Origin of the sequence: Marivita sp. (genome assembly GCF_965656765.1) — a bacterium.
In the GTDB taxonomy this organism is placed as follows: Bacteria; Pseudomonadota; Alphaproteobacteria; order Rhodobacterales; family Rhodobacteraceae; genus Marivita.
The window spans coordinates 40,152-55,344 of sequence record NZ_CBFHLV010000002.1 but is presented as its reverse complement, the minus strand read 5'-3'; the positions used below and the strand labels follow the sequence as shown (position 1 = coordinate 55,344).

General features: G+C 56.7%; 12 protein-coding genes. 10 read left to right on the top strand and 2 right to left on the bottom strand.

The window, feature by feature from the left end:
- The first annotated feature begins 3 nt into the window (after nucleotides 1-3).
- The 4 genes from ACTG4M_RS01225 (at nucleotide 4) to ACTG4M_RS01210 (ending at nucleotide 4,562) form a co-directional block, all read left to right on the top strand.
- Entirely contained in the window at nucleotides 4-726 is a 723-nt protein-coding gene (locus ACTG4M_RS01225) for a VIT1/CCC1 transporter family protein (RefSeq protein WP_439121809.1), read from the top strand.
- Nucleotides 727-904: 178 nt separating this feature from the next.
- Entirely contained in the window at nucleotides 905-3,859 is a 2,955-nt protein-coding gene (gene ileS / locus ACTG4M_RS01220; protein WP_439121808.1) for an isoleucine--tRNA ligase, read from the top strand.
- Entirely contained in the window at nucleotides 3,829-4,107 is a 279-nt protein-coding gene (locus ACTG4M_RS01215) for a DUF3253 domain-containing protein (RefSeq protein ID WP_439121807.1), read from the top strand. The genes ileS and ACTG4M_RS01215 overlap by 31 nt, the downstream gene beginning before the upstream one ends.
- Nucleotides 4,104-4,562, top strand: coding sequence for a methylated-DNA--[protein]-cysteine S-methyltransferase (locus tag ACTG4M_RS01210; RefSeq protein ID WP_439121806.1), 459 nt, complete (start codon nucleotides 4,104-4,106; stop codon nucleotides 4,560-4,562). Before ACTG4M_RS01215 ends, ACTG4M_RS01210 begins: the two co-directional genes overlap by 4 nt.
- A gap of 957 nt (nucleotides 4,563-5,519) precedes the next feature.
- On the opposite strand, the gene ACTG4M_RS01205 is transcribed toward ACTG4M_RS01210, so the two are convergent.
- Nucleotides 5,520-6,353 (bottom strand): prephenate dehydratase, encoded by an 834-nt coding sequence (locus ACTG4M_RS01205; RefSeq protein WP_439121805.1) that lies wholly within the window; start codon nucleotides 6,351-6,353, stop codon nucleotides 5,520-5,522.
- A 124-nt stretch (nucleotides 6,354-6,477) separates the two neighbouring features.
- On the opposite strand from ACTG4M_RS01205, the gene ACTG4M_RS01200 reads away from it, so the two are divergent.
- The 5 genes from ACTG4M_RS01200 to ACTG4M_RS01180 all read left to right on the top strand — a co-directional run bounded on the left by ACTG4M_RS01200 (nucleotide 6,478) and on the right by ACTG4M_RS01180 (nucleotide 13,035).
- Nucleotides 6,478-6,993 carry a c-type cytochrome gene (locus ACTG4M_RS01200; protein ID WP_439121804.1) on the top strand — a complete coding sequence of 172 codons (516 nt, stop codon included), beginning with the start codon at nucleotides 6,478-6,480 and terminating at the stop codon, nucleotides 6,991-6,993.
- Between the two features lie 186 nt (nucleotides 6,994-7,179).
- Nucleotides 7,180-9,099 (top strand): extracellular solute-binding protein, encoded by a 1,920-nt coding sequence (locus ACTG4M_RS01195; RefSeq protein ID WP_439121803.1) that lies wholly within the window; start codon nucleotides 7,180-7,182, stop codon nucleotides 9,097-9,099.
- A gap of 1 nt (nucleotide 9,100) precedes the next feature.
- Complete coding sequence (locus tag ACTG4M_RS01190; protein WP_439121802.1) at nucleotides 9,101-10,252, top strand: microcin C ABC transporter permease YejB; 1,152 nt, start codon at nucleotides 9,101-9,103, stop codon at nucleotides 10,250-10,252.
- A gap of 60 nt (nucleotides 10,253-10,312) precedes the next feature.
- Nucleotides 10,313-11,446: an ABC transporter permease gene (locus ACTG4M_RS01185; RefSeq protein WP_439121894.1), complete on the top strand. Its 1,134-nt coding sequence runs from the start codon at nucleotides 10,313-10,315 to the stop codon at nucleotides 11,444-11,446.
- Nucleotides 11,443-13,035, top strand: coding sequence for an ABC transporter ATP-binding protein (locus tag ACTG4M_RS01180; protein ID WP_439121801.1), 1,593 nt, complete (start codon nucleotides 11,443-11,445; stop codon nucleotides 13,033-13,035). The genes ACTG4M_RS01185 and ACTG4M_RS01180 overlap by 4 nt, the downstream gene beginning before the upstream one ends.
- Here ACTG4M_RS01180 and hemN read toward each other — a convergent pair.
- Nucleotides 13,032-14,387, bottom strand: a complete 1,356-nt coding sequence (gene hemN, locus ACTG4M_RS01175) for an oxygen-independent coproporphyrinogen III oxidase (RefSeq protein ID WP_439121800.1) — start codon at nucleotides 14,385-14,387, stop codon at nucleotides 13,032-13,034. The genes ACTG4M_RS01180 and hemN overlap by 4 nt on opposite strands.
- Nucleotides 14,388-14,446: 59 nt before the next feature.
- On the opposite strand from hemN, the gene fnrL reads away from it, so the two are divergent.
- A complete protein-coding gene (gene fnrL, locus ACTG4M_RS01170) occupies nucleotides 14,447-15,193 on the top strand; it encodes a transcriptional regulator FnrL (RefSeq protein WP_439121799.1) in 747 nt (248 codons plus the stop codon).

The window sequence follows — 15,193 nt, the reverse complement described above, 5'->3', positions numbered from 1 at the left end:
AGAATGGATCAGAGCCCCGGCGACCACGGCCACAGCCAAGCTGAAATCGAAGCCCGCATCGACGCGCCTGCCGGGCGTGGCTATCTGCGCGATATCGTCTACGGGGCCATTGACGGCTCCGTAACCACATTTGCGATCGTGGCAGGCGTGGCAGGGGCTGGTCTGTCACCCTGGGTCATCATCGCACTTGGCATCGCTAACGTGCTGGCCGACGGATTCTCGATAGCTGCTGGCAATTATTCGGGCACTAAGGCCGAACTCGACGATGCCCGGCGACTACGCGAGGTCGAAGAGCGGCACATTCGCAAATACCCAGAAGGCGAACGAAGTGAACTGCGCGAAATCCTTCGCCGCAAAGGGCTTTCCGGTGATGCGCTCGAAGGCGCGGTAGAACAAATCTCGCAGAACCATGAACAATGGGTGCAGCTCATGCTCGAAGGCGAATACGGATTGGCCTCGGTCGATCCACACCCGCTCAATGCGGCATGGGCCACGTTTCTGGCGTTCCTCGCGGCTGGGATGATCCCGCTCTTGCCGTTTCTGGTTGGAATAACCGACGCATTCCGCATTTCGACCATTCTGACGCTCGCCACGTTCTTTGGAATTGGCGCTTACAAATCCAAGTGGTCACTGTCCCCGTGGTGGCGCTCTGGACTTGAGACCCTGCTAATTGGCGGAATCGCCGCCTCTATCGCCTATTTTGTCGGAACCCTGTTCAATATCTGATCCGTCTGGACGTCTGCCCTCGTCACTCCTATAACGCCCGCCATGACGCAAATATTCGCGATCATTATTCGAATTATATGCCCGGCGCTCTGACACCACGAGCCGCCGGGACAAGGCGTATGGACACCCGCGCCGATCCTCTCACATATCCCTGATCCGAATACCGAGGACGCCCCAAATGTGCGCCGAAACACCTGACTACAAAGACACGTTGAACCTGCCGAAAACCGATTTCCCAATGCGCGCTGGCCTGCCCAAGCGCGAGCCAGAATGGCTTGAGAAGTGGGCCAAGATCGGCGTCTACGACCGCCTGCGCGAGAAAGCCAACGGTCGCCAGCCCTTCACCCTGCATGATGGCCCTCCCTATGCCAACGGGCATCTGCATATCGGCCACGCGCTGAACAAGATCCTCAAGGATATGGTGGTGCGTTCCCAGCAGATGATGGGCCGCGACGCGCGCTATATCCCCGGCTGGGATTGCCACGGCCTGCCCATTGAATGGAAGATCGAGGAAAAGTACCGTTCCAAAGGCAAGAACAAAGACGATGTCGATGTCGTCGAGTTCCGCCAGGAATGCCGCGAATTTGCTGAAGGCTGGATCGACATCCAGCGCGATGAATTCAAACGTCTGGGTATCACCGGGACGTGGGACAATCCGTACCTGACGATGAATTTCCGCGCCGAACGGATCATCGCCGAGGAATTCCAGAAGTTCCTGATGAATGGCACGCTCTATCAAGGGTCCAAGCCCGTGATGTGGTCACCGGTTGAAAAGACCGCGCTGGCCGAGGCCGAGATCGAATACCACGATCACAAGTCCCATACGATCTGGGTGCCGTTTAAAGTGGTCGAACCGCTTATCGACGATGGCGGGGATTTCCCGCATGCGGACCAAAGGCTTGTCACCGCCGATTTGGCCAGCGCCAAGGTGGTGATCTGGACGACGACCCCGTGGACGATCCCGTCCAACAAGGCGGTCGCCTACGGTAAAGACATCGCCTACGGTTTGTACGAAGTGACGGGCCGACCCGAAGAATGCTGGGCGCTCATCGGAGACCGCTACTTACTGGCTGATACTTTGGCCGAAGAGGTGTTGTCCAAAGCCCGACTTGAGCCTTCAATGTATCGTCGTCTTCGTGACGTGTCTGCCGATGAACTGGGTGCGCTGACCCTCGCCCACCCGCTGCGCGGCCTCGACGGTGCGGACGGGTTCTGGGATTACGACGTCCCAATGATCGACGGTGATCATGTCACCGACGACGCAGGTACTGGCTTTGTGCACACCGCCCCCAGCCATGGTCAGGAAGATTACGACGCTTTCGTTGCGCGCAACTGGATGGACCGGATGACACACAATGTGGGGGAAGAATCCGAATTTCTACCACATGTGCCATTTTTTGCGGGCCTTAAAGTGCTCGACCACAAAGGCAAAGAAGGCAAGGGCAACACCGCCGTGATCGACAAACTGGTCGAAGCTGGTGGTCTGCTGGCACGCGGTCGCATGACCCACAGCTATCCGCACTCGTGGCGCTCCAAGGCTCCGGTGATCTACCGCAACACGCCGCAGTGGTTTGCCGCCATCGACAAGGAAGTTGGCGACGGGCAAGACACCTATGGCAAGACAATCCGCGACCGCGCCCTGACCTCCATCGACCAGCTGGTCAAATGGACGCCACAGACCGGGCGCAACCGCTTGTATTCCATGATCGAAGCGCGGCCTGACTGGGTGCTGTCGCGCCAACGCGCTTGGGGCGTTCCGCTAACCTGTTTCGTCAAGAAAGGCGCGTTGCCGACGGATGACGACTTCCTGTTGCGCGACGAAACGGTCAACAAGCGGGTCTTGGAAGCGTTCGAAGCCGAAGGCGCGGATGCGTGGTACAAGCCCGGCGCGAAAGAGCGGTTCCTGGGCAACGACTACAACCCAGAAGAATGGGAACAGGTGTTCGATATTCTGGATGTGTGGTTCGACTCAGGTTCCACCCACGCCTTCGTCCTGCGCGACCGCGAGGACGGATCCGAGGATGGCTTGGCTGATCTCTACCTCGAAGGGACCGACCAGCACCGCGGCTGGTTCCATTCCTCAATGCTGCAGTCCTGCGGCACGCAGGGCCGTGCGCCGTACAGAGGCGTGCTGACCCACGGGTTCACGCTGGATGAGAAGGGCAACAAGATGTCCAAGTCCTTGGGCAACACGGTGGCCCCCGAGGACGTGACCAAACAGTACGGTGCCGATATCCTGCGCCTGTGGGTGGCTCAGGCGGATTACACCGCCGACCTGCGGATCGGGCCGGAAATCCTGAAAGGTGTGGCCGACAGCTACCGCCGTTTGCGCAACACGATGCGCTATATGCTGGGGGCGTTGTCCCATTTCGAGGAGTCGGACCGCGTTGAGCCTGCGGACATGCCCGAGTTGGAGCGCTATGTTCTGCACCGTCTGGCGGAACTGGATGAGGTCGTGCGCAACGGCTACGATTCCTACGATTTCCAAGGCGTGTTCCAGCAGTTGTTCAACTTCTGCACGGTGGAGCTTTCGGCCTTCTACTTCGACATCCGCAAGGACGCTTTGTATTGCGACGGCGACACCGAACGCCGCCGGGCGGCGCGGACGGTGATGGATATCCTGTTCCACCGCCTGACGACTTGGCTGGCTCCGGTGCTGGTGTTCACAATGGAAGACGTCTGGCTTGACCGGTTCCCGGGAGAGGAAAGCTCAATCCACCTTCAGGACATCCCCGAAACCCCAGCCGACTGGCGCAACGATGCGCTCGCTGCGAAATGGGCACAGGTGCGTCGCGCCCGTCGTGCTGTGACGGCTGCTTTGGAAGTTCAACGAACCGACAAGGTGATCGGCGCATCGCTTGAAGCGGCACCGGTTGTGCATATCGAAGACGCTGAAATGCTGGCCGCTTTGAAGTCGGTGAATTTCGACGACCTATGCATCACTTCAGCGATCAGCCTTTCCGGCGATCCGGCACCGGCCGAGGCGTTCCGTTTGCCTGAAGTCGACGGCGTGGGCGTGGTGTTCGAAAAGGCCGATGGCGAGAAATGTCAGCGGTGCTGGAAGATCCTGCCGGACGTCGGCACACACACCCATCCCGGTACATGCGGGCGCTGCAACAAGGCGTTGGGCTGAGCGACAGCAAACATACCCCCGGCGATGACGCGATCGCCGGGGTGCTGATGGCTCTTGCTCACGCACGAGGGCCAGACAAAACCTTCTGCCCGTCTGAGGCTGCGCGACGTCTTTCGGACGATTGGCGTCCTTTGATGCCTGACGTTCGGAGGGTTGCCTCAACGCTGCCCTTGCAGGCCACGCAAAAAGGCGCACCGGTCGATCCCACCACGGCCAAAGGCCCGATCCGTTTGGGATTAAAGCCATGAGCCGCTTTGAACAGAGTCTGGCATCACCCATTGGTCCATTGACCCTTTTGGCAGATCAAATCGGGATAACGGGTTTGGAATGGCGCGACGGAAGGAAGGACGGAACACCAATTTTGCTCCAAGCCGCCGGTCAGCTTACAGAGTATTTCGCAGGGAAACGGCAGGATTTCACGGTGCCAATCCGGCTAACCTGTTCCGACTTCCAACGCACGGTCTGCGCCGCAATGAGCGCTATTCCGTTTGGGGACACCCGCACCTATGGCGATCTGGCCACACAGCTTGGAGCGCCCGCGCAGGCGATTGGGCAAGCGTGCGGAGGCAATCCGGTGGCCATCTTGATCCCCTGCCACCGGGTTCTTGGCGCAACCGGTTTGGGTGGCTATTCCGGGGATGGTGGGATTGAAACCAAGGTTTGGTTGTTGCGGCACGAAGGGGCGGCGGGGTTATTGATTTAAAGGCAGTGCGTGCAAGCACGGCCCCTACGAAATGTTTCGCACGCGAAACAATACGTCCGAACCGGACCTAACTTTGCAAACTCGGTTAACGGCGCGTTAAAGTTTGCAAACCAATAAAGTCGCGTTAACGCGCAAAACCGAATGGCTGGTTTGAGCCCACTTTGACCGATGTTGCGGTGCGCACGAAGGTCCGGACTTACGGCAGGGTCGCCAAGCTTCGTTCAGTTTTTAGACAGGCATTGCAGCATTGCGTCAAGGCTAGGATAATTTTCAACAAATATCCGCCCCGATACAGCGCCTGTATCTGGACTGCTGCATGTCGCTGCCCCAACCAAGCCCAAGTTTTCGTCAGGGAGCAATTCGAGGAATACTCCAAAATTCTCCGGCGTAGCAGCAAAACCCATACGGCTTATTTCTCCGATCCCATAGCTTTCGAGCTCTGTCTTTAAGTCGCGAAATATGTCAGAATGCGTTGTGACTACGTCATCAGTCAGCATCGCTTCTGGGCCGCTCCACTCGAAAGTTAAAGACGCGGAATGGCCGTCTATAGTGCGGATCGAGCGGCCTTCGATCAGGTAGACGCCCTTATACAATTCCTGTTTCCGCTGCTTAGAGTAAAACCGCCGCAACTCGAAATGCTCTAACCAAGCACAAACCTCGTTGCCCTCTTGTCTGCGACATGTCTGCACTGATTGCCCTCTAGTTTCCAAGGTGTAGAAACCGGATCGGTCTTCTAGAGGGATACACTCCCGGAGGAGCGATCCCAAAACAAAGCAAATGACGGACAAACTGCAACCCTTGGTAGGCGGTAATTTCTAAGGTCGGATCGTACATGGAATCTGATGCTTGTGCCAATGCACATCGGTGGTCTTGGACAATCGAAGTCTACGAGAGCTTCTATTCGCGCAGATGCAGCGAAAGCTCACTTTGTCCGCATTGCTGACCTTCACAGAGCCACTAATCCCGTCTTGGATCGCGCGGATAGGTGCCAAGGATGTTGAGCATGTCTGTGAAGTAGTCGAGTTCTTCAAGCGCAAGTGCGACGGACGGATCGTCGGGGTGCCCTTCGATGTCGGCATAGAACTGCGTGGCGGTGAACGAGCCGTCGACCATGTAGCTTTCCAGTTTGGTCATGTTGACGCCATTGGTCGCAAAGCCGCCCATCGCTTTGTAGAGCGCCGCGGGAATGTTGCGGACCTGGAAGACGAAGGTGGTCATCATACCGTGATCGCCTCGACGGGTTTGGTCGCCGTCACGGCTCATCAGCAGAAAGCGTGTCGTGTTGCTGTCGGTGTCTTCGATATGGCGCGCCAGAACGTCGAGCCCATAGATCTCACCTGCCAATTCGCTGGCCAGAGCGGCGGCGTGTTTGTCACCGCGTTCAGAGATTTCGCGGGCCGCACGGGCATTGTCGGCGTTCACGCGCCCCCGGATGCCGTGTTGCGACAGGAAGGTCGCGCATTGTGGCAGAAGTACGAGATGGGAATGCGCTTCGGTCACTTCTTCCAGGCGGGTGCCCGGCACCGCGAGCAAGTTGATGTGAACCCGCACGAAGGCTTCGTCGATGATCTTGAGCCCGCTTTTGGGCAAGAGGCGGTGGATGTCGGCCACGCGACCGTAGATCGTGTTTTCTACAGGCAGCATCGCAAGGTCAGCTTTTCCGATTTGCACCGCCTCGATCACGTCTTCAAAGGTGCGGCAGGGCAGCGCGTCCATATCGGGACGGGCATCGCGGCACGCCTCATGGGAATAAGCGCCCAGTTCCCCCTGAAATGCGATGGCGTTGGTCATGCGGACTCCGGATTTCTGGCCCGACGGGCGTTTGGTCGCGGCTTCTACACCTTGCCTTGGTCAAGGGGAAGCAATAGATACCCGCGCGACACGCAAGAAACACTAGCGGACGGGTACGCACACAATGTTGGATACAATGACCTTTACTAAGATCGTCGGCAGCTTTTGTGGCGCGCTCTTGATCTTTCTTCTGGGCAAATGGGCCGCAGAGACACTTTACCATGTGGGTGGCAGCCATGGTGAAGAGGTTGCGGTTTACGTGATCGACACAGGTGAAGGCGACGAGACGGCTGAAGCCGCAGAGGAAGTTGATTTTGAAACGCTTCTGGCATCAGCGGATGTGGGCAAAGGCGAGCGCGTCTTTGGCAAGTGCCGCGCCTGTCACAAGCTTGAAGCTGGCGAAAACGCGGCTGGTCCGTACCTCTATAACGTCGTCGGCCGGGAAATTGGCGTCGCAGAAGGGTTCGGATACTCCGGCGCACTGTCCGAAGTCGCCGAAGTTTGGACACCCGAGAACCTAAACGGGTTCCTTGAAAATCCGCGCGGCTGGGCGCCTGGCACGTCGATGGGCTTTGCCGGTCTCAACAAGCCGGAAGACCGCGCCAACCTGATCGCCTATCTGGATACGATCGGCGACTGATCGGCCCAAACATCAAGTTTTGACAGCCGCTGCCCCCATGGGTGGCGGCTTTTTCTTTTTCACAATTGCGTTTTTGACCCGCTCTTTGGGGACCGTCGGTGCAATAGAACCTTGAATGTGGGCGAAATCGTTCTTTAGCTTACATACAGAGTATGATGCAAAGGCGGAGGCAAAGGGGTTTTAGGCATGATGCACCAACAGATCGCCACTAGGGCGTTGCACCGGACGACGTTTCGCAAGCTGACGATCAGCGGATTAATGGCTTTGACGATGGCTTTTGCGGCCAGTCAAACCCGCGCAGAGAGCCATGAAGAGGTGATCGAGTCGCATGGGTATTCGTACTTCGGCAATCTTGATTACCCCGCAGATTACGAGCATCTGAACTATGTGAACCCCGATGCGCCCAAAGGTGGCGAGATCGCGTTAGGTGCATCTGGTACGTTCGACAGTCTCAACCCCTATTCGCGCAAAGGGCGCGCTGGGGCGTTGACGTCAATTCAATATGACCAACTGATTGAAACCACCGCGGATGGCGTTGGCCAATACTATGGCGTGGTTGCGCACACGATCGAATATCCCGAAAGCCGCGACTGGGTGATTTTCCACATGCGTCCCGAAGCGACGTTTTGGGATGGCACACCTGTGACGGCCGAAGATGTGGTCTACAGCCATCGCCTGTTTATCGAGCAAGGATTGCCGTCCTATGCGCAGGCCGTGGGTCGCATGGTCACCGGCGCGGAGGCGTTGGATGATCACAGGGTCAAGTTCACCTTCAATCCGGAGCTGACCAAACGCAGCCGGATCGAAACCGTGGGCAACACACCGATTTTTTCAAAAGCGTGGTTTGAAGCCGACGAAAGCCGACGGCTGGATGAGCCGCGTTTGGAAGTGGCTGTTGGGTCCGGGCCGTACAAGCTTGAGAGCTACGACATCAACCGGCAGATCGTATACAAGCTGCGAGATGACTATTGGGGCAAGGATCTGCCATTCAACAAGGGACGGCACAATCACGGAAGCATCCGGATCGAATACTTCTCGGACCAGACTGCATCCTTTGAGGCATTCAAGGCGGGTGAATACACCATTCGAATCGAAAGCGATCCGAAACTTTGGGCGAGTTCCTATAATTTCCCCAAAATCGACAGCGGTGCGGTCGCGAAATACGAGTTGCCGGATGGATCCCCCCCGAACCCGACAGGGTTTGTTTTCAACCTCGCCAAGCCGCAATTCCAGGATCGGCGCGTACGGGAGGCGGTTGCTCTGGCATTTAACTTTGAATGGACCAACGAGTCGTTGCTGTTCGGGCTTTATTCGCCGCGCAGTTCTTTTGTCCAAGGCACACCGATTGAGGCCAAGGATATCCCAACCGGAGCAGAGCTTGAGTTTCTGCAATCGCTGGGTGACGTCGTCCCTGCAGAAGTGCTTTCGGAACCGGTGCGGATGTTCCACGAATCCAACGGCAGTCGCCTGAACGACCGTGGTAATATGCGTCGTGCATCTGGCTTGCTCGAAGATGCGGGTTGGGCGGTTGGTGATGATGGCATCAGGCGCAATGCCGAAGGCCAGACTTTGTCGATCACCATGCTCTATCCGACCAACATTCAGGATTCTGTAGATGCGATGCACGAAACCTATGCTCAGAATCTCGAGCAGCTTGGCATCGCGGTGAACCTCGAAAAGGTGGACCCATCGCAATACACAAATCGCCGTCGCGACCGCGACTATGACATGCTGTATTCGACCCGCTATGGCGCGTTCCTGTCTACGGGCGGTGGCCTGACACAGATGTATGGGTCGCAAGAAGCTGAGTTCAGCCTGTTCAACCCGGCCGGTCTTGCCAGCCCCTTGGTGGACGCGATCCTAGAGGCATCTTTCACGACCGAAACGCAGGAAGATACCGACACTGCGCTGATGGCACTCGACCGGGCACTTCGGCATGAGTTCTTTGTGATCCCGACCGGGTACATCGCGGATCACTGGGTCGCAGCCTATGACATGTACGAGTTCCCGGAAAACCTGCCGCCCTACGATTTGGGCTACCTGGACCTGTGGTGGGTGAACGAGGACAAGGCCGAGGCACTGAGAGCAAGCGGCGCGCTCAACTGATATGGGCGCCTATATCCTCAGACGACTGCTGCTGATCATTCCCACGTTGCTTGGGATCATGATCGTCAACTTCTCGCTTACCCAGTTTGTTCCGGGTGGGCCGATTGAGCAGTATATTGCCCAGTTCGAGGGCGAAGGTGATGTCTTTGAAGGCTTTGCCGGGTCCGGGGATGCAGGCGTCGCCGCTGCTGACGAGAGCGAGCAATACGCCGGGAGCCGTGGTTTGCCGCCCGAGTTTCTTGAGCAGCTTGAGGTCGATTTCGGATTTGCGCGGATCGTCTGTGAAGACGGGTTTACCGGCACACCGAGCATCGAAGAACCGGCTTGCGAGAAAGAAATGATCGGCGTCGTTGAGCGGTTCGGCATGATGATGTGGAACTATCTACGACTTGATTTCGGAGAGAGCTATTTCCGGTCAATAGGCGTGATGGAGTTGGTGTTGGAAAAGATGCCGGTGTCGATCTCACTTGGCCTGTGGTCAACAATCATCGCCTATATCGTATCGATCCCGTTGGGCATTCGTAAAGCAGTCAAGGATGGCACAGCTTTCGACACATACACATCGGCAGCGATTATCGTGGCCTATGCGATCCCGGGCTTCTTGTTTGCGATCCTTCTGCTCGTGCTGTTTGCGGGCGGATCATATTATCAGATCTTCCCGCTGCGGGGACTGACGTCAGACAATTGGGACCAGCTTTCGTTTTTTGCCAAGATTGCCGATTACTTCTGGCACATCTTCCTGCCGGTTCTGGCCTCGACCATTTCGGCGTTTGCAACGCTGACGTTACTGACCAAGAACAGCTTTCTGGACGAAATCAAAAAGCAGTACGTCATAACCGCGCGTGCTAAGGGGCTGGCCGAAAACAAGGTGCTGTATGGCCATGTGTTCCGCAATGCGATGCTGATCGTGATCGCTGGATTTCCAGCGGTGTTCATCGGCGTGTTCTTCTCGGGATCGCTGATCATCGAAACGATCTTTTCGCTGGATGGATTGGGACGTCTTGGGTTTGAGGCTGCTGTCGCACGCGACTATCCGGTGATTTTTGGTACGCTGTTCGTGTTCGGTTTGATCGGTCTTTTGGTGGGTATTCTGTCAGACCTCATGTACGTGCTGGTCGATCCACGTATCGACTTTGAAAAGCGGGAGGGCTGAACGATGGCCGCAAATCCCGAACCCAACGAACGCGAGATCGTGACTGAACCCAGCCCCGCTATGTCCGTTGCTCCGGTACGCAGCCGGTTCACATTGTCGCCGCTGAACCAGCGACGGTGGAACAACTTTAAGCGTAACCGACGTGCTTTCTGGTCGCTTATCATTTTCTGCGTGCTCTTCGGGATGTCGCTGATGGCCGAGTTCATCGCCAACGACAAACCCATCCTCGTGCAGTATCGCGGGGACTATTATACGCCGATCTTCAACTTCTATGCCGAGACCGATTTCGGCGGCGATTTCCGAACTGAGGCCGCCTATCGCGATCCCGAGGTGCAGTGCTTGATCCGCACTGGAGGTCTTGAGGAATGCTTTGACGACCCGGATGGATTGATGCAGCAGGTCGATGAGGGTTTTGTGCCCGATGGTGATTTCGAAAAGGGGTGGGCGCTTTGGCCGCCGATCCCGTACGACTACCAAACCCCGGTAGATCGTCCCGGTGCGGCCCCCCTGCCCCCGAACGAGCAAAACTGGCTTGGCACAGATGACACCAAGCGAGATGTCATGGCGCGGGTGATTTATGGGTTCCGCCTGTCCATTGTCTTCACGCTGATCGTCACGGCTTTGGCCAGTGTTGTGGGCATCGTTGCGGGTGCGTTGCAGGGGTATTTCGGTGGATGGCTCGACCTAATCTTTCAAAGGATCATCGAGATTTGGTCATCAACCCCGTCGCTGTACATCATCATTATTTTGTTCGCGATATTGGGGCGAAGTTTCTGGCTCCTTGTGTTCCTTACGGTGTTGTTCGGATGGACCGCGCTTGTGGGCGTGGTCAGGGCTGAATTCTTGCGCGCGCGGAACCTTGAATATGTGCGCGCGGCCAAGGCGCTTGGCGTATCGAATGCAACGATCATGTTCCGTCATATGCTGCCCAACGCGATGGTGGCTACGCTGACCATGCTGCCATTTATCGTGACCGGCACAATCAGTACTTTGGCTGGATTGGATTTTCTTGGCTTCGGTCTGCCGTCATCGTCACCATCGTTGGGCGAACTGACACTTCAAGCCAAACAAAACCTGCAGGCCCCATGGCTTGGGTTTACAGCGTTCTTTGTGTTTGCCCTGATGCTGTCGCTACTGGTGTTTATCTTTGAAGGCGTGCGCGACGCGTTTGACCCGAGAAAGACCTTTTCATGAAGCATATCCTTGAGGTCACAAACCTGAGCGTTGGGTTTCAGCAGGACGGCCAGACCGTCCCTGCGGTGCGTGGTGTGTCGTTTGCCATTGAACGGGGTGAAACCGTTGCACTGGTGGGCGAATCCGGATCAGGCAAGTCGGTCACAGCCTTGTCCACCGTGTCATTGTTAGGGGATTCTGCACGTGTTGCGGGATCGGTTCTGTACAACGGCGAAGAAATGGTGGGCGCGGATGATGCCCAGTTGCGGCGCATCCGCGGTAACGACATCAGCTTTATCTTCCAAGAGCCGATGACATCACTCAATCCGCTGCACACACTGGAAAAGCAGCTGGCGGAATCGCTGGCTCTGCACCAAGGGTTGGCCGGTGATTCAGCGCGCGCGCGGATCATCGAATTGTTGAACAAGGTCGGGATACGCGACCCTGAAAGCCGGTTGGGCGCTTATCCACACCAGCTGTCTGGGGGGCAAAGACAGCGTGTGATGATCGCGATGGCGCTTGCGAACGGGCCCGAGCTGCTGATCGCGGATGAGCCGACAACGGCACTGGATGTGACCATACAGGCGCAAATCCTGCAATTGCTGGCCGACCTCAAGGAAGCAGAGGATATGAGCCTGCTGTTCATCACCCATGACCTTGGGATCGTGCGCAAGATCGCCGATCGGGTCTGTGTGATGAAGGATGGCGAGATCGTCGAGACTGGACCTACGGGCGAGATTTTCAGCAACCCGCAACACCCCTATACGCAGATGCTGCTAAGCGCGGAATCGACCGGGTCGCCGAATCCCGTCAAAGACGGCGCAGAAGAGATTGCCCGGACCGATGGCCTGAAGATCTGGTTCCCGATCCAACAGGGATTTATGAAACGCACCGTCGGCTATGTGAAAGCCGTCAATGATGCCACCATTGCAGTGCGCGCGGGTGAAACCGTCGGCATCGTTGGCGAATCTGGATCCGGCAAGACGACACTGGCCTTGGCAATCATGCGTTTGATCCAGTCCGAAGGCGGGATCACCTATCGCGGACAAAACGTACGTGATTGGTCCACACGGGAATTGCGACGGCTGCGCAGCGAAATGCAAATCGTGTTTCAAGACCCGTTCGGCAGCCTGAGCCCGCGCATGACCTGTGAACAGATTATTGCCGAGGGTCTGGGCGTGCATGGGTCACCGGACGGCCGGACACAGCGAGAACTGGTGACCGAAGTAATGACCGAGGTGGGCTTGAACCCGGCCACGATGCACCGCTATCCGCACGAATTTTCTGGTGGTCAACGTCAGCGCATTGCGATTGCGCGCGCTATGGTGCTGCGCCCCAAGCTCGTTGTGCTGGATGAACCGACGTCAGCGCTCGACATGACGGTTCAGGTGCAGATCGTGAACCTCTTGCGTGACCTGCAGCAGAAATACGATCTGGCGTATCTGTTCATCAGTCACGACCTGAAAGTTGTGCGTGCAATGTCACATAAGGTGATCGTGATGCGCACCGGCGACGTAGTGGAATACGGGTCGGCAGAAGATGTCTTTACCAACCCGCAGACGGACTACACCAAGACCTTGATGGCAGCCGCGTTCGATCTGGCGAGTTAAATCGCCGAGCTATGCCCTGCTGACGACAGATCATACGCGTCAAAGCTACGCGCGATGATCCGGGTCAGCGGCCGCGCTTTGGACGGCACGAACAAGCCGGACTCGTCAACCTCTAGAAGATGTTCGAATTCGGAGTTCGTCCGGTCGAACAATCTGCGCAGTTCGGCGCGCGTGGTTTTGTAGTCACGAACCAATTCTTCGGTATCGACCCGGAAATCGCACATCAGCATTTCGATCATCCGCGCGCGGAGCTTGTCATCGTCGGTAAAGCTGTGGCCACGCACGGTCGAGAATTCATGTGCTCGGATTGCCTTGGTGTAGGCCGACGTGCCAGGTGCATTTTGGGCATAGCCCTGCGGAAATTTGGAAATCGACGAAGCGCCAAGTCCGACAAGCACATCTGACGTGTCATCCGTGTAACCTTGGAAATTGCGGCGAAGCGTGCCGTTGCGGGCGGCAACAGACAGGCCGTCTTCTTTTGTGGCGAAATGGTCGATGCCGATCTCGTCGTAATTATCCCAAACAAAGAGTTTGCGCGCCGTTTCGAACAGTTCCAACCGGTCATCAGGGCGCGGCAGGGCGTCTGAGGGAATCATCTGTTGGCGTTTGGCCATCCAAGGAACATGCGCATAGCCGTAAAGTGCGACGCGATCCGGCGAGAGCGACAAGAGCTTTTGAACCGAATCAACGATCTTGCTGCGTGTTTGGTCTGGCAGACCATACAGGATGTCGGCGTTCAGACTTTGAATCCCGCGTTCGCGGATCATATCCACAGCCCGTTTCGTGGTTTCAAAGCTTTGCTCACGACCGATCGTCTTTTGAATATCGGGATCGAAATCCTGCACACCAATGGACGCGCGATTCATGCCGCTTTTGAACAGGACATCCAGACGTGCAGCATCAATCTCGTTCGGATCAATTTCGACCGAGAATTCATAATTTTCGGCAAAATCAGCAGTTTCACGTACCGTTTCCGACAAGTCGCGCATGTGATCAGGCGACAAAAGCGTCGGCGTCCCGCCGCCCCAATGCAGTCGCGACAAGCGCACGCCACGCGGCAAGTGCCGTTTGAGAAGTGACAGCTCATCTTTGAGGGTCTCTACATAGGCTGTGACGGGTTCCCCGCTGGCCGTACCTTGTGTCCTACAGGCGCAGAACCAACACAAACGGCGACAAAACGGCACATGAAGATACAGCGAAATCTCAGAATTTTCGGGGATCGCTTCGATCCAATCCGAGAAATCCCCCGGTTTCACGTCATTCTTGAAATGCGGAGACGTAGGGTAACTCGTATATCGAGGTACCTTCGCGTCGAATAGTCCCAACCGGGAAAGTTGTGTTCTCGCTACCATGCGCTTAGCATTAAATTGGGAACGAAGACTTAGCATTGATACAGATCAAGACCGGAACCATGTTGAAAGAAGACAGCCTCTCCGTCACACAAGACTGCAATGACTGCCCGATCCGCCACAGAGCCGTGTGCGCGCGGTGCGAATCCGATGAATTGGACAGGCTTGAAGACATCAAGTATTACCGCCGCTTCGAAGCTGGTCAGACAGTGATCTGGTCGGGAGACCGGATGGATTTTGTCGGCTCGGTTGTGTCCGGTATCGCCACCCTTACGCAAACCATGGAAGACGGCCGCACGCAGATGGTCGGTCTTTTGCTACCCAGTGATTTTGTTGGACGCCCTGGTCGGCCGACAGCGGCCTATGACGTGGTTGCGACGACCGACATGGTCATGTGTTGTTTCCGCAAAACACCCTTCGAAGACCTGATGGAGCGTACGCCGCATATCGCGCAGCGTCTGTTGCAGATGACGTTGGACGAACTGGATGCTGCCCGCGAATGGATGCTGGTTCTGGGTCGCAAAACAGCTCGGGAAAAGATCGCATCGCTTTTGTCGATCATTGCCCGGCGCGATGCGACGTTGAACCTTGGCGGGCTCGATGGACCGGTCACGTTTGATCTGCCCCTCACTCGCGAAGCGATGGCAGATTATCTCGGGCTTACACTTGAGACCGTGTCGCGACAGGTGTCCGCTTTGAAAAAGGACGGGATTATCACGCTGGAAGGCAAGCGCCACATCACAGTGCCGGATATGAGCGTGCTTTTGGAAGAAGCAGGCGACGATACGGACGGTGGGATGCTGGTCTGA